The organism is Pseudomonas sp. OV546, assembly GCF_900116845.1.
GTDB classification, from domain to species: Bacteria; Pseudomonadota; Gammaproteobacteria; order Pseudomonadales; family Pseudomonadaceae; genus Aquipseudomonas; species Aquipseudomonas petroselini.
Genome location: NZ_FPCE01000002.1, coordinates 123,142 through 146,086, shown reverse-complemented (window position 1 = coordinate 146,086; position 22,945 = coordinate 123,142). Strand labels below are relative to the sequence as shown.

11 protein-coding genes are annotated in these 22,945 nt (G+C 61.3%); 6 read left to right on the top strand and 5 right to left on the bottom strand.

From position 1 onward, the window contains the following. Positions 1-9 precede the first annotated feature (9 nt). Together BM403_RS05830 and BM403_RS05825 are read left to right on the top strand one after the other, a co-directional pair. Positions 10-558, top strand: coding sequence for a fimbrial protein (locus BM403_RS05830; RefSeq protein WP_046034414.1), 549 nt, complete (start codon positions 10-12; stop codon positions 556-558). A gap of 131 nt (positions 559-689) precedes the next feature. Further along, positions 690-1,661, top strand: coding sequence for a fimbrial protein (locus BM403_RS05825; protein WP_093542035.1), 972 nt, complete (start codon positions 690-692; stop codon positions 1,659-1,661). Position 1,662: 1 nt separating this feature from the next. Here the strand turns inward: BM403_RS05825 and BM403_RS05820 are convergent, their stop codons facing one another. After that, positions 1,663-4,761, bottom strand: a complete 3,099-nt coding sequence (locus BM403_RS05820; RefSeq protein WP_093542032.1) for a transglycosylase domain-containing protein — start codon at positions 4,759-4,761, stop codon at positions 1,663-1,665. Positions 4,762-4,873: 112 nt separating this feature from the next. After that, on the bottom strand, positions 4,874-10,105 hold the full coding sequence (locus tag BM403_RS05815) for a hypothetical protein (RefSeq protein ID WP_093542030.1): 5,232 nt from the start codon (positions 10,103-10,105) through the stop codon (positions 4,874-4,876). 476 nt (positions 10,106-10,581) lie between these two features. Between BM403_RS05815 and BM403_RS05810 the strand changes: the two genes are divergently transcribed. Next, a complete protein-coding gene (locus BM403_RS05810; RefSeq protein WP_012722443.1) occupies positions 10,582-11,991 on the top strand; it encodes an amino acid permease in 1,410 nt (469 codons plus the stop codon). 18 nt (positions 11,992-12,009) lie between these two features. Here BM403_RS05810 and BM403_RS05805 read toward each other — a convergent pair whose 3' ends face one another. From BM403_RS05805 to BM403_RS05795, 3 genes are all read right to left on the bottom strand, one after another. Continuing rightward, positions 12,010-18,522, bottom strand: coding sequence for an NEL-type E3 ubiquitin ligase domain-containing protein (locus BM403_RS05805; RefSeq protein ID WP_093542028.1), 6,513 nt, complete (start codon positions 18,520-18,522; stop codon positions 12,010-12,012). Positions 18,523-18,585: 63 nt separating this feature from the next. Further along, positions 18,586-19,719: an OpgC family protein gene (locus BM403_RS05800; protein WP_093542026.1), complete on the bottom strand. Its 1,134-nt coding sequence runs from the start codon at positions 19,717-19,719 to the stop codon at positions 18,586-18,588. 326 nt (positions 19,720-20,045) lie between these two features. Next, a complete protein-coding gene (locus tag BM403_RS05795) occupies positions 20,046-21,665 on the bottom strand; it encodes an FMN-binding glutamate synthase family protein (RefSeq protein ID WP_012722446.1) in 1,620 nt (539 codons plus the stop codon). Between the two features lie 184 nt (positions 21,666-21,849). On the opposite strand from BM403_RS05795, the gene BM403_RS05790 reads away from it, so the two are divergent. The 3 genes from BM403_RS05790 to BM403_RS05780 all read left to right on the top strand — a co-directional run bounded on the left by BM403_RS05790 (position 21,850) and on the right by BM403_RS05780 (position 22,881). After that, positions 21,850-22,122 carry a type B 50S ribosomal protein L31 gene (locus BM403_RS05790; RefSeq protein ID WP_012722447.1) on the top strand — a complete coding sequence of 91 codons (273 nt, stop codon included), beginning with the start codon at positions 21,850-21,852 and terminating at the stop codon, positions 22,120-22,122. A 166-nt stretch (positions 22,123-22,288) separates the two neighbouring features. Continuing rightward, positions 22,289-22,567: a type II toxin-antitoxin system RelE/ParE family toxin gene (locus BM403_RS05785; protein WP_012722448.1), complete on the top strand. Its 279-nt coding sequence runs from the start codon at positions 22,289-22,291 to the stop codon at positions 22,565-22,567. Positions 22,568-22,575: 8 nt separating this feature from the next. Next, a complete protein-coding gene (locus BM403_RS05780; RefSeq protein WP_012722449.1) occupies positions 22,576-22,881 on the top strand; it encodes a HigA family addiction module antitoxin in 306 nt (101 codons plus the stop codon). The last annotated feature ends 64 nt before the right edge of the window (positions 22,882-22,945 follow it).

Below are 22,945 nucleotides of genomic sequence, written 5' to 3'. Positions count from 1 at the left end.
GTTGAGTCTATGCACCCTGCAATTGTTCATAAGGCTTGGCCCTGTGCCGGGCTGGCATTACTGCTCACCTTCGGCTTGATCCCCACGGGGCAGGCGGCGGACAACCTGTCCTTCAAGGGCAACCTGGTTGAAGAAGCCTGCACCCTCCGACCGGGTGACGAGGCGATCACCCTGGAGCTCTGGGACGTTACCAGCAAGCACCTCTACATCAACACGCGCACGCAGGGAAAGGGCTTCAAGGTGCACCTGGAAGACTGCGATACCAGTATTGGCAACACCGTCACCATCACGCTCGGGGGGCGAGAAAACATGGCGCTACCCGGCTTGTTCGCGCTGGATGGTGGAAGTATTGCCTCAGGCATCGGCATCGGTCTGGAGACACCGGCCAATAAGCCATTGCCCGTGAATACCGTCAGCGATGAACAGGTGCTGAGTAATGGCAGCAATGTCATTGAACTCAAGGCCTACGTGCAGGGCGAACCGAATGCCATCAAGGATCAAACCATAGGGCACGGCGCCTATAGGGTGACCTCAACGTTCACGTTGGACTACCCGTAACGCGGTACAGCGAAACTCATAGGCTGAAAAAAATAGCCTCAGACAAACTTCAACTCGCTTCTGGGCGGCTTAAACGCACGGGCTGAATGTTCGTCGTGCGGTGCCCGTTAAGTGAGCAATGAGAGATCAACATGAAACGACTATATGGAGTCTTGCTGCTTCTGGTCCTGACAGGTATTACGACGACCGCCAGAGCAACGGATTGCCGTGTGAACGGCGGACCGTGGATATTTGTAGGCGCAGGCGGCACGCTAAACCTGCAAGTCCCCGTCACTGTTCAACTGGGGGCGGACAGAACCCGAATCATGCTGGAAGGGGTGCGGCTAGAGTGCCGGTTTTCCGGCTTTGGGGGGAGCCAACCTTGGTATACGGACTACTGGGCGACGTCGGCCAGAGTAGGACCTGCCTGGGTACCCGGTGCAAAATTTGCCAACCAAGGCACGGGCTTACGGATAAACGGAAGTTACTACAACAACCCCGTTCCGAATGGCATTCGAATGACAACCATGCCGAACAATCTCATCGGCGTCCCGGTCGATGTAACGCCCTATATTCTAGTGCGCAATGATCCTGCCAACCCTATCGACGTTCGCATCGGGGATGTGCTTGGAAGATTGAATCTCGACCAGACAAACAACTACAACTCCGGCAGTTCGGCGCTTGCGGTGACCTACACCGCCGCCAATAACTTCTCCATTTCGCCGTCAACGTGCACGATCAACAATAACAACCCGATTGACATCAACTTCGGCAACGTACACCAGAGAGCGATAGGCACCGACCCGCTGACAACGACCGTGCGCAGCGACCGTCGGCTGACTTACTCATGCCCGGACGGCGGGATTACCACGCCGATCACCATCACTTACAAGGGCGTTCCCTCGACGTTCGACTCACGCCTGTTGGTGATGACCAATCCCGATGTAGGCACGGCGCTTGTCCGTGCAGGGACTGCGGTTCGAGTCGGCAGCTCCTTCCTCACCCAAATCAACAACAGTGTGGGGGGCGATGATGTGACCTTTACGCTGGTCAGGCGTGCGGGCTCCCTACCCACTGCCGGGCCCATCAACGGCAGCGGTGTGCTGGTGATGGGGGTGCCATGACCTAAGGCCCCGCCACACACTGTGAGTGGCTACCCGGTTGCAGGTACGGCGTCAGGATCGGCGCCATGCCCTTGAGCACCTGCACCGGCAGCGCCGAGGTGAACGTGAAGTGCTGCGCCGAGGCACCGGGCACGAAGGCGGTGAGTGTGCCGAAGTGCTGTTCGCCGATGTAGAACACAAAGGTCGCCGTGCGGTTGATCGACTTGGAGCTCAGCACCCGCCCGCCGGCGCCGATGGCTTCAATCCGGTTATCGCCGGTACCGGTCTTGCCCCCCATGGCCAAGGGCGAGCCGTCGGCCAGTTTGAAGCTGCCGGAAACCCGCTTGGCGGTGCCGGCGTCCACCACTTGGGACAAGGCCCCGCGCAATGCGGTGGCCACCTCGGAAGGCATCACCCGTTTGCCGCGGTCGGGGGTGTTGGTCAAGCGGGTTTCGTAGGGCGTGCCTGTGGCGAACTGCAGGCTGTCGATGCGCAGCACCGGCTCGCGCACACCATCGTTAAGAATAATCCCCATCAACTCTGCCAGCGCGGCGGGGCGGTCGCCCGAACTGCCGATGGCGGTGGCCAGGGACGGTACCAGGTGATCAAACGGGTAGCCCACCGCCTGCCAGCGCTGGTGGATATCCAGGAACGCCTCGACCTCCAGCATGGTCCGGATACGGCTGTCCCGGGCGCCTTGATGGCGGCTCTTGAACAGCCAGCTGTACACCTCCTGACGCTCGAATTGACTGGCTTTGACGATCTCGCTGAAGGTCGCTTGCGGGTGGTTCAGCAGGTAGCCCAGCAGCCATAAATCCAAGGGATGGACTTTGGCGATGTAACCTTGGTCGGGCAAGTCGTAGGCGCCGGGGCCGTAACTCTTATAGAGCTTGGCCAGGCGCTCGTCGGTGAGTTTTTCCTGGGGCTTGACGCCGTTCAGGTGCGAGCGCACGAAGCGGTTGAAGGTGTCCTGGTTGGCGTCAGGCAACAGGTAGCGGTGCACCGCCGCCAGGCGAATCGGCGTGGGCCGCAGGCTGTCGAGAAACGTGTCCAGGCGCGCCTGGGTGTCTTTTTTCTGGTATTTCTTCCAGAACTTTTGCAGGAAGGTCGTGCCCTCGCGGTCGGCGAACCGGGCCAGGTATTCCTGGCGACGCGGGTCATCATCGTCCTTGAGCAGCACGGCGCTGTTGTTCGGCCCCGCGTAGGTGCTGTAGCGCACCAGGTCGCGCATCAAGCGGATAAACGGCAGGTTGATCGACTCCCGCAAGGCGTCCCGCAGGGTGGGATTGCGGCCATTGTCTTCGTTGCGAAAGTTATGGAAGTGATGCAGGCCGCCGCCGGTGAAAAAACTTTCGCCGGGGTTGGCCGAATACGTGCGGTCCAGGGCCGCGTCGAGCATCGCGGCAAGCGATGTGCCGGGGTTCTGGACCAGGTAGTCGACGGCCCAGCGGCTGAGACGGTCCTGGTCGTTAATCTCGGCTTTTTTCAGGGCTGCCGGGGTTTGCCCGGCATAGCGTTGATGCAGTTCGGTGATGATTTGCAGGTAAGTCGTGAGTACCCGCAGCTTGGCGGTAGAGCCCAGTTCCAGCTTACTGCCTTCGTTGATGTCGAAGGGTTGGTCGGTGCTGTCGGTCTGGACCCGCACCCGTGAGCTGTCGGGAGTCAGTTCGAACAAGGTGAAGCTGTAGCGCACTTGCGGTGTGCTGTCGGCGGTGAGCAAGCGTGGGCCGATCAGGCCGATCTGACCGGCAAAGGTCGGGTCGGCCAAGTGTTTGAGGTACTCGGTGACCTGGGCTTGCAAGTCACTCTGCAAGGTACTGGTTGCGGACAGATCAAGGCGGTCAAGGTCGTACAGCGGGCGATTGAGCAGGGCGGCCAGACGGCTGCGGGCAACGCTGATGCCTTTGTTGGTTTCAATCGGTTGGATCGTCGGTTGCTGTTGCCAGTCGCGGTACGTGACCTTGGCGGCCAGCGCGGCCGCCGACAACGCCGAGTCGATCACGCCGTTTTGCGTGAGCAGGCGCAGATGGCTGTCGGTCAACTGCGCCAGCTCCTCGCGGCCCTTGCTCAGGTAGTGAGAGGGGCGGCGCTGGGCAATCATCAGCGACAGCACTTCACGCAGCGCCAGGCCACGTTGCTTCAGGCTTTGCGCATCGTGCGCGGTGCTGGCCAGCGCCTGGTTGACCTGGGCGAAATCGGCGCCGTACCACACACGCAATCCTTCGGCCATGCCGTGCACCTCACCGTGCCCGGGTACTGCCGACAACGGCACGCTGTTGAGGTAATCGCGCACCACATTCTGTCGGGCCTGTAACGTGTGTGGGCCGGCCTGATAAGCGCGCACGCTGGCGGAAATCATCTGGCGGATTTTCTCACCGCCGGACAGCGTCAGGCCGTCGGGGGAGTGGCGATACTTTTCCAGCTGCGTGGCCAACGTGCTGCCCCCAGCGGTTTGCCCCGGCAGGTGCAGCAGCTTCGCCACCTGCGACCAGGCTGCCTTGGCAAAACGTGGCCAGTCCACGGCTGGGTTGGCCAGGGGCTGCTCGGGGTCGAGCAGGTCACGGTTCTCGATGAACAACAAGCTGTGCACCATCAACGGCGGTATGGCGTCGAAACGTGCGTACAGTTGCTGCGGGTAGTTGAACTGGTACAACGGCGCCGCCCGGCAATCGGTGATGGACAGCCCCGCCTGGGTTTTTTCGGCATAGGGCACAAAAAAACCGTGGTTGTTGTACTCCATCAACGCGCCAGAGAACCGGGTTTGCGCCTGCACCCGATAATCGCGTTTAAGCAGCCGGGGCAAAAACTCTCCGAGGGCGCTGTAGCCCAGGCGCTTGTCGAATGGCCCGGCACCGGGGTAAACGATGGCCTCGCTGGGGCCGGGCTCAAGCGTATACGTGAGGCTGGCGGCCAGGCGGCTGAGCTCGCGGGCTTGCAGGGCCGAGGTGCGTACCTCCCGGGCGGTGGCGAAGCCGAGGGCAATCAAGGCCATCAACAGGACCAGCCAGAACACCCGTCGCCATAAACGGCGAGGTGCAGGCGTTTTGGGCAAAGATGGCTGATCCACACTGCTTTCTGAAACGGCAGCCTTGGTCGAATCCGATTGCCACAGAGCACCCATAGTCGATTGATCCATTCACGCAGATTGATCGGACTTGTCTGAAGCTTAGACGGTGGCGGGCGATTGCAGCGGCGTTTTTGTATGGCATGTCGATAGAGGAACGCGTGTTGCGTCAGGGCAACGGGTGTTTCAACCCATTATTGAGCAGTGCCAGCCAGTGTTGGTCATTGGCCTGGCCCCAGCGGTAGGTGCCCTGGTCGTTGAAAAACACCGAGATATCCTGCAGAGACCACGCGATCATTTTCTCATTGAGCAGTTTCATGTAGTCCCGCGCCGGGCAGACGATGGCCGCCCATGGGTCGCAGATCCACAGGTCCGCCCAGCCTGCTTCCTTGAAGTCCAGCGTGTGTGTCAGCGTGGCGGTAGGTGCGCCTACCACCACGAAGGCATGCGCGGGCGGGCTCATGCCCCAGATGTGCGCGTGGCCACCGTTAACCCGGATCAGCTCTCGGGCGACATGAGCCATCTGGTCGCAATTGCCGGCGCCGGTCTTGAGGATCACCTCAGTGTAGTTGGGATGGCCGACGCGGCTGTATTGCCACATCACCAAGGACTCGGCGATGTCCAGCCGGGTCAGTTCGTCAAGGCCGGTGCCCACCACATTGGCTGAGCCGATACCGGTGCTCTTCACCAGGGCCACGGTGCTTGCGTGCGCCTTTTGGGCCAGGTACTGGTTGAGTTTTTCTGCGCTGCCAGCAGCCTGAATGAACGCGGTACGTGGCCAACTCTCCAGTTGCATTGGCCTTGCTGCAATGCTGATCGGCAGGCGTTGCCCTTGATCGCTTGCGTTGAGCAACAACTCGCGTTGCTTGAGCGGGCTCAAGGTGCTGGCCTGCTGGCGAAGGCGCGCAATTTTTTGGGGGCTGAAATCTCGGCGAGCCAGCTGTCCGTACAGCACTTCCAGGGTCGGCAGAGTGACCAGGGGACGGTTGTGGACATAACCTGCCGCCGTTAAATAGTCGAGTTTACGCTGGCTGAATGCGCGGATCAGTTGTTCGTGCTCGCCCCCTTGGCTGAAGTACAACTGATTGCACTCCGACGCGCGGCGACTCACCTCATAGAAAATCCCTGTATCGGCCTCTACGACAATGCGGGGGTTGGGGAGTGTGCCTGGCGGATTAAGGTCGACCGCCATCGCCCGCACGACGCGGCTGTCTTCCACACCCTCAACCAACGCCTGCAATTCAACCACCCGCGTTTCGCGGCTGAGCTTGTTATCCAATTGGTCGTTGGGCAGGCCGAACTGCGGTTCATCGTCGAGTAGGGTGCCGGTGACTTTCGGCTTGTACTTCAAGAGCGGCGGCAGGGCCACCGGCGTGAGGTCGAAGGTGCTCCCCGAGGGTATTGCCTCATACAGCCGGTGGTCATACACCAGTCGTCGCGGGGCCGAACCAACAGCGGGCGCCGCGGTGAGACGGATATGTTCAATCGCCTGGACCCGGCGATGATGAATGGATGAGCGGCTCGTGGAGAGTCTTTTGGTGAAGCACACCAACGGGATCGGGCTGCGTTTTTTTCGGCCGGTGAGGCAAGCCGCGTCCAGCCCTTTTTCGACCCTAAAGTAGGCGGGTGATTGCACATCGTCCAGGTGCGTTACGGCCTTGTGCTCAAGGCGCAGCAGTTGGTTCTGGTGCAGCAGGTCGGTGGCCTCCGAGCGCGGGATGACCAGCGGCTGGGTGGCGAAAAAACGTTCTGTGACCAACGCCCGGTAACCATTGGCGGCGCGCATCGGTATCACGCCGACGGCGCTGGCCAGGCGAAAACTGTCCAGCGGCGGCCCATACGGTCGGGTGCTGAAGGGGGAGCAGGCGTGCCAGCGGTTTTTGTGCAGGAGGGCGTTGATACGCACGAAGTCGCTCCCGCGCAGCACCGTGCCGTTGCCGATGTCGGCGCGGGCCAGCAACGTGGGGTAATCCAGCCATAACGCGTTGGCGGTGCTGCGTTGGATTTGCCCGATCGCCGTGTCGAGCACACGTCCTGCTTCGGTCGTCAGCCGGATCACGCCGCTACCGGCCAGCCTGAACAGGCCGGGAATACCGTCCAGCGGGTTCAGCACGGTATTGAGGAAGGTGCTGCTCAAGCGGCCCAGTTGGATCAGTTTGATCGGCAGCGGTACGGTTCTTTTCAAGATCGCCAGCGAGGCCGTAAGAAACTGTTGGGTGGGAAACAGCAGGGCCAGCAGGTCGATAAAACAGCCATAGGCCCCATCGATGGCGCGGCGCAGGTCTGCGGAGGTGATGTCGGTGGCGCACGACCAAAACGGGACGAGTTTTTTAAGCCGGGCCAGCAACCGATCCCAGCGTTGCTGCAAGTGTTCGTACCGGGTCGAGCCCCTGGCCTGCACGGGCAAGCCGTCGACTTCGAGGAAGAAGTGTTGCTGCACGATGGCGTGAGCAATGGCGCGATTGACCGACGATCCAAACGTGAACGCCGTCGACGGCAGTGAGTTGTCCGGCGCTGGGTTGGATGACCACAGCAGGTCGATGATCACCTTGGAACGGATCCCCAGCCTCGGCGGGCGCCCATTGGCGTAGGCTTCCCAGTCCACGGGCAGCTCATCGCCGACCAGCAGCTGCGTGACGGGGTGGGTCGAGTGGGCACCGCCGGTGGTGGCCGAAATCGGCGTGCCTCCCAGGCGAAACGCCAACGGCGGGCCGTCGCGCTTGTGCACGCGGTTCAGCAGAGGGAACAGCTCGTACTCCTCGATGCCGGTGGGCGATGTCGCGCGCAGGATCACACCCGTCCGCGCGGTACGGGCAAGCTCTTCTTCCTTGCTCAGCAGCGCGAGGTCCTTGCCAGGTGGTTTTTTCAGCACCAACAGTTGCAGGTCAGCCTGTTGCAGGTGCGAACGATCAGCCAGGGGCAATTGCGCCAAAAGGTCTTCAATCGTGGTGCTGTAGGCCTGTTTCATCGTCTCGATATAGGCGCCAAAGGCCGTGTCGAAGCGTTCGTTGATATCCCCTAATTGCCCAAACGATAGACGCAGTTGCGCCAGGTCCAGCTGCGGTTCGATAGACGCCCACCGGGTGTCGTCCAACTGGCCGTCCATGTGCAATTCCACCAGCGAATGCAGGCTGTAGTTCTCGCGATCATGATGGTGCATCGGGAAGCGCAGGCTGCTGCCGGCCAGCGGTGGAACCGGGCGCCACAGGCAGGCTTTTTCCAGCCACGGCTGCTTTGGAAATACCCGTTTGAGATCCTCCAGGGCGATGCTGCGGCGACTCGGCGGTGTGCTGGCAACGGTGATCAGCGCGTCCTTCAAGGCTTGCAGGCGATGCATCAGGCGGGTTTTAAGGGCGTCGATCTCGTCAGTCAGGTATTCACCGTTCTCGCGCTCGGGCAGTTCGCCTTGGGCGATGGCCCAGTCGAGCAAGGTGCGGGTGGCGGTGTACGCGCGCCATTGTTGTTGCTGGACGGTCTTGGGCGGCTGCGCAGCCAGCGCGATCATGTCGTTGTAGGTCATGTACTGCGGTGATCCAGGCGCCAGTGCGTGCGCAATCATTACGCCCTGCTTGAAGGTCATCCAGGCGATCGATGTGCGAAAACGCAGGGTGTCGGGCAATGCCTGCACCAGAAACTCCGGCGTGGTGCCGGCCAGCAACAAGTGCGCCGCCAGCGGGGCGGCGGCGGTCGAGACCTTGCAGGTGCGCATCACGTGCAGTTCCAGTTCGCGGCGTAAGTCGGCATGGGGTTTGCCCCAGTGCACGTCGGCGACCAGGTTGAAGCCGGCCGGCACGTAGCCTGCTTCACCGGCCGCAGGGTCAAGGTCGAGGATCAGTGCGCTCAGCACCAGCAGGCCCAGGCTTGTCTGGCCGGCGGATTCGTCCGCGTGTTGCCCATACCACTGCAGTGCCGTGATCAGCTGTTGGCCCAACGCACGCGCGGGCTCCAGGCCGAGCAGTTGCTTGAGCAGAGCGTCGGCCTGTGTGCGGATCTGCTCAGGCGTTTTGCCGTTCAGCAGGGCGCCGCATAGCCGATCGAGCAGGCGTGGGCGGTTGTTCTGCCGCCCGGTATTGATCGTCTCGATAATGGTTTTTCGTTGGGCGGTATCCAGTTGCACCGGCGAGCGAGCCGTGGCGCTCAACAGCGCGTGGTAGTCACCGAATGCAGGGGGCCTCGGCAGGTTCATGTGCAGGCTCAGCAGGGTGTCGTCGGCGGCGGCCACCGTGTCGGGTATGTCGAGTTCATGGTGGTGCAACAGCTGCTTGAGGCTGAACGGGCCGCAAGCGGAGCGGGCACTCACGGCGGGATGGCGAGCGCTGTCGGGCTGGCGTGCGCTGGAGTCTGGATCGGGTGTCAGTGGCACGCCGGCGGTGTCGATCAGGCTGTCACTGTCCTTGCCCAGGACCAGGGCCTTCAACGCTTCGGCCATGAGCGCCCGGTCGTGATCCAGCGCCAGCCATTGCAGGTGTTGCATCAGGGCGATGTCGGCGTTGGCCAGGTCGGCGACGGGCAGCATCGTCAGCGCCGTCGACTGGCGCAGGGTGTCGATCAGTGCCCGGGCCTCCTCAGGTGTGTCGGGCACCGGCAGGTCGTGGCACTGCAGGAGTTGGGCAACGCTGAACAGGCCACTCTGGTGGACAAGGGTGCAGAGCTGTTCGGCGACGTCGACCAACTGCTGCAGCTGGGCTTCGGGCGGCAACGCCAGCAACTGTTCGATGCCGATGTCGACCAACATGCCCAGGGCATTCTTGCCGCTGAGCCGGCGCGTGGCGGGGTGGAACGCATACATGCCGGGTTGCAGGCCTTGCGCTGACTCAAGCGCCAAGAATTCTGCCGTGGTGGTAAGGGTTGTAAGCAGCGCTGCACCGGCCTGCTGGGTCGTGGCCCAAAACGAGCCGGACTCGAGCTTGAGGTAGGTCTTGTAGGTGGAAAACAGATTGAAATCGTCTCCATCCACCAGGTTCTCCAGGCTGTCGGCGAGTTGGTGCAGGTCCTGGTTCAGCCGCTTGAGGCTGTCATTCAGGCCCACCTTGGGGTCGGCAAAGGTATTCAGTTGATCCAGCGCCTGGGTGATGACCCGGCGCTCCCCGTGATGGCGGGGGTATGGATAGCCGTAAAAGTTCAGCACCTGATCTGCGCCAAGCGCCAGCTGCGTGGTGTCTTGCTGCACGTTCAGGCCAGCCAGGTCCAGTGGCAGGCGTGTGAGCCAGGCCTGCACGTTCGGCCGGTTGAGCGCTTTGCGGTAGAGCTGCAGCCAGCAGCCCAGTGACGAACATTCTGGAATGCGCAAGGTGGTGGTGTCGGTGGATTCCAGGTGATTGATCAGCGCGGTTATCAAGTGGCTATCGGCCGCCAGGCGCAGCGCCTGACCCTGCTTGAGTACGTCGAGGGTGTTTTGCATGAGGATGTCCCTTCGGTGTCATTGCCGTCCTGGCAATCGAGGATTGCTGATCGTGAAGGGCCTGCGCCTGAAGCGGTATCGGCACGGTGCGCCTCAAACCGTGGCCGAGTTCGGTGTTGGCGGTGTGATGGGCTGAACAGGCTGAAATAGAGCCTTTTGCCAGGCCCGTCCGATCAGGCGAGGGGCATGACGCTGCACGGCGGCTGTGCAATACTCGCCCGCCTCGCAACACCTGGAAAACGTCTGAACACAGGTCATGCTTTCTCGTAGAAAGTGCATTTTCCCAGACTAATCGCTGAATTTAGTCGTTTATAGAGTGAAAGGCCCCGCGTTCGGGTTTTTATACTGCATGCCCCACCGATCCTGCAGGACGGGCCTGTTTACCCCTCAGGCCCGATCAGAGTCGCCCCGGACCTATCGGTCTTACGGCGGCAAGTTCGGTGGTTCATCCAATAACAAGACGAGGTTGTACCCTTATGCCAGTTGGCAACTCCCTGCCCCATGGCGAGACCGCTCAGGGCGGCCCGCTCAAACGCGAATTGGGCGAACGGCATATCCGCCTGATGGCCCTCGGCGCCTGTATCGGTGTCGGCCTGTTCCTGGGTTCGGCCAAGGCCATTGAAATGGCCGGCCCGGCGATCATGCTGTCCTACATCATCGGCGGTCTGGCGATCCTGGTGATCATGCGCGCCCTCGGCGAGATGGCCGTGCACAATCCGGTCGCCGGCTCCTTCAGCCGCTATGCACAAGACTACCTGGGCCCGTTGGCGGGCTTTCTGACCGGCTGGAATTATTGGTTCCTGTGGCTGGTGACTTGCGTGGCGGAAATCACTGCCGTCGCGGTGTACATGGGCGTCTGGTTCCCCGACACGCCGCGTTGGATCTGGGCCCTGGCGGCCCTGATCAGCATGGGCACCATCAACCTCATCGCGGTCAAGGCGTTCGGCGAGTTCGAGTTCTGGTTCGCACTGATCAAGATCGTCACCATCATTGCCATGGTGATCGGCGGTGTCGGCATCATTGCGTTCGGTTTCGGCAATGACGGCGTGGCATTGGGCATTTCCAACCTGTGGGCCCACGGCGGCTTCATGCCCAACGGCGTGACAGGCGTACTGATGTCGCTGCAAATGGTGATGTTCGCCTACCTGGGCGTGGAGATGATCGGCCTCACCGCCGGTGAAGCGAAGAACCCGCAGAAGACCATCCCCAGCGCCATCGGCTCGGTGTTCTGGCGCATTCTGTTGTTCTACGTCGGCGCGCTGTTTGTGATTTTGTCGATCTACCCGTGGAACGAAATCGGCACCCAGGGCAGCCCCTTTGTGATGACCTTCGAACGCTTGGGCATCAAGACGGCGGCCGGCATCATCAACTTCGTGGTGATCACGGCGGCACTGTCCTCGTGCAACGGCGGCATCTTCAGTACCGGGCGCATGCTTTATAGCCTGGCGCAGAACGGCCAGGCCCCGGCCACCTTCGGCACCACCTCGAGCAATGGCGTGCCGCGCAAGGCCCTGCTGCTATCGATCTTTGCCTTGCTGTTGGGCGTGCTGCTCAACTATCTGGTGCCGGAGAAGGTCTTCGTCTGGGTCACTTCCATTGCCACCTTCGGCGCGATCTGGACCTGGGCGATGATCCTGCTGGCCCAGCTCAGGTTCCGTCGTGGCTTGAGCCCGGCCGAACGTGACGGGCTCAAGTACCGCATGTGGCTGTACCCGCTCAGTTCCTACCTGGCCCTGGCGTTCCTGGTGCTGGTGGTGGGCCTGATGGCGTACTTCCCCGACACGCGCGTGGCGCTCTATGTCGGGCCGGCGTTCCTGGTAATGCTGACGGTGCTGTTCTACGTGTTCAAGTTGCAGCCGACGCAAGCCACCGTGCCCGCCCGATAGGCCCTATCGCCGGAGCGGTCAGTGGACCCTTTGGGCCAACTGCGCCGCTTCGGTCAATTGCCGGACCAGGCGGTATTGCTCTAGTTTTTCTCGCTCTATCAGTGACTGGCGTCGTTCCAGGTATTCGTCGGAGCGTTTGTTCTGCACCTGCTGATCCAGTTCCTGCTGCTTGAGCTTGGATGCATCCCGGACCGTCAGGAACGGCTCCGGGTAGCTGAGTGCCAGGTATTCGATCCAGAATTCGCGCTCCAGTATCGAGTCCTGTAACCCCGGTGTGCTGCGCAAGGCATTCAGGTGGTCGCGGGCTTCCTGCACGTGCTGTTCGGTCACGCGTTCGTCAATGGCATACAGCATCTGTTCGGGGTGTACCGGCAGGCTGAATTCTTCGGTGAGCCTGACCCTGAAAAACAGCGTAACTTCGGCCGCATCCAGCGGTTCTTCCGGCGTTTCCAGGCGAGCGATGAGGTCCTCGGAAAACTGGTCGAGCTGTTCGATCAGGTAACTGCCTTGCGCCAGCACCAGCAAGTCCTTGTCCACTTGATGGCTTCCCTGTTGAGACTTGGCCTGGTGCGCCCGGTGCATGAGCTCCATGTTGCTGAACGTCAAAATCGCGCCGTCACCGCAGGTGCCTGCGGCGTAAGTGTTGAGGAAGATTGTCTCGCACAGGTGGTTCGAGTTGCCCATGGCAATCAACAGCGTCCACACCCGCTGAGTCAGGCCGGCCCTGATCCGCCCGCCCTGTCGATAATCGTATGACTGGGTCAAGTCCCTCAGCACCCTGAAGGTGTCGTCGGGGCTTGCCCCTTCGTGCTCGCGCAAGGCGTCCCAGAGAAATCGCAGGCTCTCATGTTTATTGGCGTGTACGCCCGACAGCCAGTGATTGAAGTCCTTGGACGGACCCGGCAGGTGCACGATTCCGGGCCTCGCGCCGCGCAGGTTGACCCGGGTTTCGGCGCTGTACCGGGCGAGCCGCTGGCGTGTCTCGAGGGTCAGTGGGTTGTCATGCAACAGGGTACGCCGTTGACGTTCCAGGGCCTGTGGGCTGCTGAAGAGGCTCTCGGGAAGGGTGGTGATGTGGTTCTCCTCCAGGTGCAACAGGCTGAGGTTGGGCAATGCCCACGCGCTGTGTGGCCATTGAGTTAAGCCGGTATTGCGCAGGTTCAGGGTTTGCAACGCGGTTAGCGCGGCGAAGTCCGGAACCACCCCCAGTGGGTTATCGCTCACGTTCAGCTCGCGCAGATTGACCAGCCTGCTCAGGCGTTCGGCGGAGGTGGCTGTCAGCACGATACGGTTGTCTGCTAGGTCCAGGTGGGTGAGGTGGGCCATATCGCTGATTGCGCTGGGCAGTTCGTTCAGGTCACAGTCGATTTTCAACGCGCGCAGCTGGCTGAAATGGCGCAGGAAGGCATCCCCTTGGACGGGGAAAATATCGCCTGCGAGGTGCAGGTATTCGATGTGCTCGAACGTGCGCGAATCGATGCTCAGGGTCGGCAATGTATTGATGGCGTCCAGTTGCAGGGTCAACGAGGACAGGTGAAATAACCCGAAAATGAAGCGCTGAGGGTTTTCCCGTCGGGCGGCTTCGCACAGGCGTAGGGCGAGTGCGCGTCGTGTTGTGAGGTTGCTCCAGGATTGCCTGTCACTGTCGCTATCACTGTCGCTTTCCAGGCTGTCGTCTTGGCTGTAGGTCGCATCGGACCAGCGTTGCAGCTCGGTCGGCAATGCTTGGATTTCGGCCTGGCGCCGATCCAGTTCAATCAGCGCGGCGGGTTCGCTGAGGTTCAGTGAACGAATGAAGCGCCGAGCGTCGTCGTTGGAAAAACGCGGGTAGACCTGCTGGACCCTGGACATCAGGTCGGGCGGGCGATTACCGCCGAAGGGCCACAGCCCACTCCACAGCGGGTAGGCCAGGAACGTTCGATTCACGCCCAGCGGCGGCACCATCCAGGGTTGCACGTGAGGCAGGTCCAGCAGACGTTTGATTTCGACCCGACGTTCCAGGGCAAGGGCGGCGATTTGTTCGCGTAAGTCAGCAATACCCGGTTCGCCCACGACCCCCAGCGCGGCTTTTTCGCTGTCGGACAGTGTCTTGACGATGACGTCCAGCAGCGCGGGCGATGGGGCACCCAGGTGTGCGCCGTCCGCCGCGTAGCCTTGATAGCCGCGTTGGGTGCGAGCGAGTACCCGGCGCACCGAACCGTCCAAGTGCCCGGCGCTTTCCAGCAGGCGCCCGCGCGAGTCACCTTCGTGGATATCGATACGCAGCCCCTTAGGCCAGGTGGGCAGGGATTTGAGCAGGTGCAGGGTGATTTTGTCGCTGTCGGGGTGGGTCCAGGCGCTCAGGTAGAGCCCTTCATAAGCCCGGTTCAAGCGCAGGTCATGGCTGGACAGGCGCACCTGTTCGGCAAGCCGCAGGCTCACTTGATGCTTGTCGCGAAGTTGCCTGAGTTCACGCGGGCTGGCGTGTTCGAGTATGGCCTTGACCAGCGGGGTGGGTAGTTCCGGGAACTTGGCTTTGAAGCGTTTATCGCGCAGGTTGCCGGTGGTCTCGCTCTGGGCGTAGAGCGAATTGAAGATGTCGGCTTTTTCGCGTTGGGCAAATTCGACGATTTTCTTAACCAGCTTGAACAGGCGTTCGTCGTGGGACGCGGGTAATTCACCGAGCAGGCCTTGGGTGATGGCGTCGTTTTGACTCAGCACTTCCAGCAGTTTGGCGTCTTTGTAATCGTGCTCGGTGACCTTCACGGCCTGGGCATCGGGTGCCTGACTGACCGGGTATTGTTGCAGCACCCGGTTCTGGCGATCGACGATCTGCAGCACGTGGCTCGATGGCCAGTCCGGCAGGCTCGATATCACCAACATCTGCAAGTGCGGCTGGGCGCTGCGCGAGGTCGGCTCGGCGCGCATGGCCTCGATGAACCGGTGGATTTCCTGTTCGATCTTCAAGCGTTTGCAGGTGTCTGCCAGCAGCGGCGGTACGGCGCGACCATTGCGGTGGACTTGGCGCAACAGCGGCGCGGAGGTGTCGGTCAGGGCCAGGATTTTAGCGGCCATGTCCCGTGTGAAGGCGTACGCGTGGTTACCTAGCCGATAGAGCAGGCGATGGTCGTCCCAGGTCATCGGGTTTTCGCTCGACAGGCGCCAGGTGCCTTCGCCGTTGTGTTCAAGGGTGGGGGTATCGACGCCGATTTTCGTCGGGTGGTGCAGCCGCCATTTGAGGCGCTTTTTGTCGAAGGCAATCCGGTAGAGCGCATCCAGCAACGGCAGGTAGTGGCGCCCGTCGAGTACGAAAATGCCGTTGGCGGTGGGCGCCAGGTCTGGTGGCAGGTCCAGGCGTTGTTCGTATTGCACCAGCGAGCCGTTGACCAGGCTGACAAACCCTTCGGTATTGCGCTGGTTGCTCATGTAATCCCCCAGCGTGTTACGCAGGCCTTGGCTATCGCTGGCGCTGTTCATGCCCAGTAGCTGGCGTTCATGGGGTTGCAGCACCGAACCGATGGCCAGGTAGAAACTCTCGTTGTCGGGAGCTACCGGAATCGTTCCGCCGTTCCGCAGGTCGTACGCTTCATAGCGCCCACGGCCGTAATGGCGCAGTTCCACGGTCGGGTCGTCCGAGCCGCTGGACAGGTAAGGGGTGGCGATGTCACCGGCGACCACTTCGGTGATCACGAAAGGCCGTTTAAGCGTGTTGCGCACCAAGGCCGAGGCAAACTCCCGGGCCCATTGGTCAATGTCGTCATTGTGCGCGCGTGGGTGGTACAGCCCGTCTATTGCGGCGTCGATACGCAGCGCCGTGCGGTGGTGATCCAACCATTCGGCAAACGCCGTCGGCAAGGTGCCGGCGTCAAGAAAGGCCTGATGCTGGCGTGGCGTGAGTGGGTTAGCCGTGAGCAGTTGCTCAAGGTGGGCGGGCGACAGCGGCCGGTTCAGGTCGCGCATTTTTTTCAGCAGCGGCGTGACGGCCACCAAGGGAGGCGATGCCTTGAACGGCAAGAACCGTCGCACATCGGCGGGAGGAAGTCGCTCGCCTTTTTCGTAACCCGAAAAGTCGACCACGGCACTGAACAGCGTCATCCGCTCCTGCCGAGCGAGGGCCACGACCTGCTCACGAATGGCGACGACCCGTTGGTCCGGCGAACGGTTGTGGCGGGTTTCCTGGCCCAGGGTCGAACCACTGGGTTGCAGCTGGAGGATGAGTAACAGCAACGTGTCGGCGGAACCGGGCGATACCCGCTGGCCATCGGTGGCCAGGTAGCTGCCGTCCTCACGACGCGTCAGGCTGATCAGGTGAGGCTTGGTCGGCGCGTGTTCAGGTTTGCTATAAATTTCAATCACTTCGCCGGCTTCCTCACGGATGCTCAACAGGGCGTCGACCGGCCAGCCCGCCAATTGCGTCAGCAGGCAAAACACCGTGCTGTCGCCGTGCGGGGGCATGTACCCCGGCTGGTCGAAGTGGTCGATGATTTGCTGGATAACCCGGTCGGCTTGCAGGCGCCTGACCCCTTCGATCAGGTTCAGCGGTGCGCTGTGTCCCGCCCAGACCCGGTCCAGGGTGGCGCGCGGTGTGGCGGTGCTCTTGAGCATGTGCTCCAGGTCGGCCACGGGGGCATGGGAAGAGCCGTTGGGCAGCATGCGCTGCAGCAATTTGATGTCGGACAGCGTGTGGGCGTTATGCAGGTCGAACTTCCAGGCCTGCCAGGCGGGTTCGAAAATGATCGGGGGGCTATAGGTGTCAGCGTTTGCGTGTTTGAGCACGTAACGCATGCTCTGCGAGTCGTGCCGCACTTCCACCACCAGTGCCTGGTCGTCGTGGCGCAGTTTGACGTAGCGTTTGCCCTTGACGGAAAAGACCCCCAGGGCGTCCGCGGTTTTGCCGTTAAGCAGGGCCTGGTTGGCCAGCGCGTACGGTTGCGCGTCGGGTTTCCAGAGTGCTTCGACGCCGTCCGGGCGCGTGACTTTGCGTGGGTTGCCCAGCCGGTTCAGGTAGCCGAGCATGCGCTGGCGGTGCAGCCTGCCGGCAGTGGAGATCAGTCGGCCGCTGACGGCCAGGTCGGCCACATCTGCCATGGCGCTGGCGAAACCACTTGCATCACCCTGGATCGCTTCACTCAGGCCTTGGCCGACGCTGTAGGTCAGGCTGCCCATGACGGCCAGTTGCATCATGCGGTTCAGCCCGGTCACGCCGCCGGGCAGTGGTGTCAGCAGCAGTTGCAGGACTTCGCCGGCAATCGCGGCCACGGCGTCCGTGAGGGCCTGCCAGTCGGCTTCGGAACGCGGGGTCGCCAGGGTGTCCAGGTCGGCCTGGAAGCGTTGAATCTGCTGGTGAGTGAACGCTTCGACCAGCGTCAACGGGCGATCCGGGCGCATGGCTGTCGAGAAGCGCACGCTGTCGAGGGTCCGCTGCGGGAAGGCTTTGTGAAAACCGTCATACAGCAATCCAGTCAGCCAATTCATGTCCTTGGGACGCGGCTCTTGGCGCAGCAGCGATTTAAAGGTTGCCAGGCCAATCAGCGGCAGTTGTCGCGACAACCAACCCAGGTCCTGTTGCTGGTGGCTGGCATTGAGTTGCTCGCGCCAGGCGTTTTCGGCCGCCTGCGCGTCAACGTGATAGCGCAGCGCGCCGCCTGGGCGAAAAGGGAAATACGACAACACCCCGAGGCTGGCCACATTGATCAGCAGTAAGGGGATGGGCATTGCGGTGTGCCAGGCGGTGTGCGGCTTGGGGAGGATGGGCGTGCGACTGGACGTCAGGCTCAGCATGTCGAAAGCCGGTTGCGGGCCATCGCCGTTGAGGGCGGCGTGCAGCGTGTCATACATCGGGCGGGTCAAGCCGGTGACGGCGCGGTTGCGCCAGGCGTCGAGCAAGTCGAACAGCAGCAGCGCCTTGGAGGAGGCCTTGATCAGGTTTCGCAGCGTGCCGTCGCTGCTTAACGTCGGGTTGATGAGCGCCCGCAATCGCCCCCCCAGGTTCAGCTTGCGGGCTACGGCGATGAAGTCTTTGACCGGCAGGCTCCGATCGTCGTTGCCGCCGATGATCTCACTGGCTTCTGCCAGGCTATAACCCGAGGCCTGAATGATCGAGCTGGTGAACCCGAAGTTCAGGCAGGCGGCTTCCCACAGGGTCATGCTTTTGGTGTGCTCGATGTACTGCCATTCATCCAGGGCGCGGCGAGGGCGATACGGCGGTTCGGTGACGCGGGGCTCCCAGGGAAAGGGTTGTTCGCGTTTTTCCAGGTAGGTGGTGTAGAGGCGGTAGTTTTCCGGATCACGCCCGCCGATCTTCTCGCGCAGCTCAGCCAAGCCCTCGACTTTGAAGGCCTGGATCAGGCGGTTTTTTTCGGCTTCGACGGCGTTGACGGCAGCCAGGGCTTGGCGTTGCAGTTTGAGGTAACCGGTTTGCTCTGGCGGCGTCAGGCCTTGCATGGCCTGCGCGACAGTGTGCTGAATCAGTTCGAGAGCTTGTTGTCGGGCCCAGGCTGTGCTGGATTGCAGGTTGCCGGATAAGCCGTTGAGCAGTTGGTGGGTGGGCATGTGTTGGGGCCTTTCACAATGGGTGGAAGGCCAAGGGGACCATGGCGCCTTTGGCGCCTGGGGTTAACTATGTACCTGGGTTGCGGACTTCATGGGCGTGTTCAGGCGCTTGTTGAACTCCAGCCACGCGGCCAGCGTCGCCATCAGCGCAGCGCCGGCCAGGGCGGTGAAAACCTGCATGGTGAAGGTATCGCCAGCCAGGGCGTTGACCATGTCAGCCAGCGGCGCCAGCAACACGCCCAGGCAGAACACTTCCAGCGAATAGCGCCCCATCCGGCAGGTTTGCCGTGCCAGCCAGTTTTGCGTCCAGGCACGCCCCGGCAACAGTTTGGCGGTGACATAGGCCAGGGCCAGGAAGTGCAGCAAACGGACCGGCGACAGGTCGGTCTTGCTGATCGGGTAGAGCAACTCGCTGAGCGCGGAAGGCATCAGCGCGTCATGTACGTCGGGCCAGCGCCAGGCAATCGTGATCACGCAGGCCACCAGCGAATAGACCGCTGCGGTGACGAACAGCGGCTGGCGTAGCAGGGGGCGATCATCCTGCGCCCGTGGCGTTTGCCCGTGAATGGCCGCCGCACCGCCCAGTATGAACAGGAACTGCCAGGTGACCGGGTTGAAGTACCACACACCGTCTGCGATCGCCGCCAGGTTCCACCCCAGGTGCGGCGCCAGCAGGTAAACCGCCATCGATACCGCGACCACCGCCCAGGTCTTGCGCAGGAGCAACGGCAGCACCAACGGCAGGCCGGCCAGCAGCACGATATACAGCGGCAATGGGTCCATCAGGTTCGGCTTGAAGCGCAGCAGCAATTCATCCACCAGGGCTTGCTGCGGGTGTGTGACGAAATGCGTCAGGCCCATCTCCTCTACCAGGTCGCGGGTTTCCACATGGCTGTTGGCGAAGAACACGATACCCATCAGCATCGCCAGCAAAAAGATATGCACCACGTACAGCACCCACGTGCGCCGCAGGATCTTCAAGCAGGCCATCCAGTAGCCTTCGCGCTGCAGGACCTTGCCGTAGGCCAGCACGGAAGCGTAGCCAGCAAGAAACACGAAGACTTCAGCCGCGTCGCTGAAGCCGATATTGCGCAGGGTAATCTGGCCAAGGGGATTGTGGGGGACGTGATCCCAGAAAATGAAGATCAACGCCAGGCCCCGAAAAAAATCGATGCGCGGGTCGCGTCCGTTCAGCATGGCAGCGGGCTCTTGAACAAATAGTTTAGTAATGACAGGCGCGTGGCAGGGATGTCGCACGCCGCACGTCGGGCGGGCGCAGGTTGGCGGTATTTGTAAGCAATTGCAAAGCCGGGATATTACTGAATGTCTCTAGATATCCATGATCACTCACGCAGCGTGGTAGCCGGCGAATACGCCATGGGCGCTGCCGGCTTGCACGCAATACGAGCGGCCTAGAAAGCATCCATCAGCAGTACACGGCAGGGCTTTGCCTGGTACTCATTGATTTTCGGTACCGGCTTGATGAAATCTTCGGCGATGACGTTCAACACGGTATCGCTCCCTTACGCTGCCGCCACTTCATGCGGCTCAAAACTGTCCGCTCGCGCCATCTGCCACATGCGCGAATAAAACTCGCCGTTCACCTCGCCCGTCAGCAACTCGCCCGGCTTGAGGAACACATGCAACTGCGAGAACAGCTTGATCTCAGTCGCCGACATGCGCCGCACCAAGTGCTTGGCCGACAGCTGTGACGGATGATCCAGGCCGGCCGCCGCGAGCATTTCCGCCAGCGCCTTGAGCGTGTTGCGGTGGAAGTTGAACACCCGCTGGGCCTTATCCGGCACCACCAGGGCGCGCTGGCGCAGTGGGTCTTGGGTGGCGACGCCGGTGGGGCATTTATTGGTGTGACAGCTTTGCGACTGAATGCAGCCGATGGCAAACATGAAACCGCGCGCCGAGTTGGCCCAGTCGGCGCCGATGGCCAAGACGCTGGCGATATCGAATGCACTGACGATTTTGCCACTGGCGCCGAGCTTGATCTTGTCGCGCAGGTTCAGGCCCACCAGGGTGTTGTGCACGAACAGCAGGCCCTCACGCAGCGGCACGCCGATATGGTCGGTGAACTCCACGGGCGCGGCGCCGGTGCCGCCTTCCTTGCCGTCGACCACGATAAAATCCGGGAGGATACCGGTGTCGAGCATGGCCTTGGCGATGCCCATGAATTCCCACGGGTGGCCGAGGCAGAACTTGAAACCCACCGGTTTACCACCGGAGAGTTCACGCAGTTGGGCGATGAACTGCATCAGTTCGATCGGCGTGGAAAATGCGCTGTGGCGCGACGGCGAGATGCAATCCTCGCCCATCATGATGCCGCGGGTGTCGGCAATTTCCCGGGTGACTTTGTGCTTGGGCAGGATCCCGCCATGGCCGGGCTTGGCGCCCTGGCTCATCTTGATTTCAATCATGCGCACTTGTGGGTTTTGTGCCTGCACGGCGAAGCGTTCCGGGTCGAAGCGGCCGTCGCTGGTGCGGCAGCCGAAGTAGCCGCTGCCCAGTTCCCAGGTCAGGTCGCCGCCGTGTTCCCGGTGGTAGGGGCTGATGCTGCCTTCGCCGGTGTCGTGGGCAAAGTTACCGAGCTTGGCACCCTGATTGAGCGCGCGGATGGCGTTGGCGCTCAACGAGCCAAAACTCATCGCCGAGATGTTGAACACCGACGCCGAGTACGGTTGCGTGCACTGTGGGCCGCCGACCATCACGCGAAACGCGTTGGGGTCGCTCAGGGGCGCGGGACGCATGGAGTGGCCGATGAATTCGAAGCCCGACTGGTACACGTCGATCAGGGTGCCGAAGGGCTTGTCCGCCGTTTCGTTCTTGGCGCGCGAGTACACCAGCGAGCGCTGGGACCGCGAGAAGGGCAGGGCATCGCTGTCGGACTCAAGCAGGTATTGGCGGATTTCCGGGCGAATGGCTTCCACCAGGTAACGGATATTGCCCAGGATCGGGTAATTGCGGCGCACGGCGTGGGGGCTTTGCAGCAGGTCGAAAATGCCGATCAGGCTCAACACGCCGGTGACCAGGGTGATGGGCCACAGCCATTCGTGGTGGATAAAAGGGAGGCTGGCGAGGGTGAAAATGACGCACACGGCAAAGAAGGCGTAACGGCTCAGTAACGACAGGCTCATACGGTTTTTTCCTCAGGTTCAACGCTACAGGTCGATCCGCCATTCTGCGCCTGTAGGGAAAGCCGGTACAACCGATAAGGGCATTGAACTGGGGCTTGCCCTTATTGCAATCGGTTCTCGTTTGGGTGCATTATTTTCGTTACTGTATAACACATCGAATCCACCCAGACGCCCAGGAGGCCTTATGAAAGCTGGTATCCATCCCGACTACCGTACCGTGTTGTTCCACGACACCGCCGCCGACGTGTTCTTCCTGATCGGCTCCACCGCCGACAGCGACCGCACCCATGTACACAGCGACGGCAACACCTACCCGTACATCCCGCTGGACGTCTCCAGCGCCTCGCACCCGATCTACACCGGCCAGCAGCGCAAGACTCAGGTTGAAGGCCGGATTGCCGGTTTCAACAAGCGGTTTGCATCGTTTGGCTCCGGTGCGAAGAAAGCCGAGGAGTGAGGGACTCACGTTTCACCTCAAAGGCTGCTGCCGCTCCCGGAGCGGCTTTTTTTTGACTATTGTCGACCGCTCGTCGCAACCCCTCAGTGGCTATTCAACTGCCAGTTGAATATCCCGAAAACCAATGTAGAGTTAGTCGTTAACGCATAACGTTAAGCATTAAAAGATGATAAGAAGCTTTAAATGCGCTGATACCAGAACCCTTTTTGAAACCGGTCGAACGCGTCGTTGGTCAGCCATCCTTTCAGTGGCGGAACGAAAGTTGAGCATGCTGGATGCTGCGGTTGAACTCACCGACCTGCGTTCGCCGCCGGGAAACCGGTTGGAACAGCTATATGGTGACCGCGAGGGGCAACACAGCATACGAATCAATGGTCAATTCCGAATCTGTTTTATCTGGGGGCCAAATGGTCCGGAAAACGTTGAAATTGTGGATTACCACTGAGGTGAATCATGTTTAAGAATGGCATGCGTCCCGTACACCCTGGGGAAATTCTCAAGGAAGAGTACTTGGAACCGCTGGGCCTTACCGCCGCTGCTCTCGCAAGGGCGCTGCATGTTTCCGCGCCTACGGTCAATGACATCGTCTTGATGCGCCGCAGCATCAGCGCGGATGTCGCGTTACGTTTGGCTGCTGCCTTTGAAACATCCGCGCAATTCTGGCTGAACCTGCAGACTGCCTATGATCTGCGCACAGCGGAAATCACCAAGGGTGCTCAGATTTACAAGGAAGTCGAAAAAGTTGCGCATTGCGCATGATGTTGTACTTGGTGCATTAAAAACCCGGCAAATAGCCGGGTTTTTAATGCTGATCGTTTCGTGG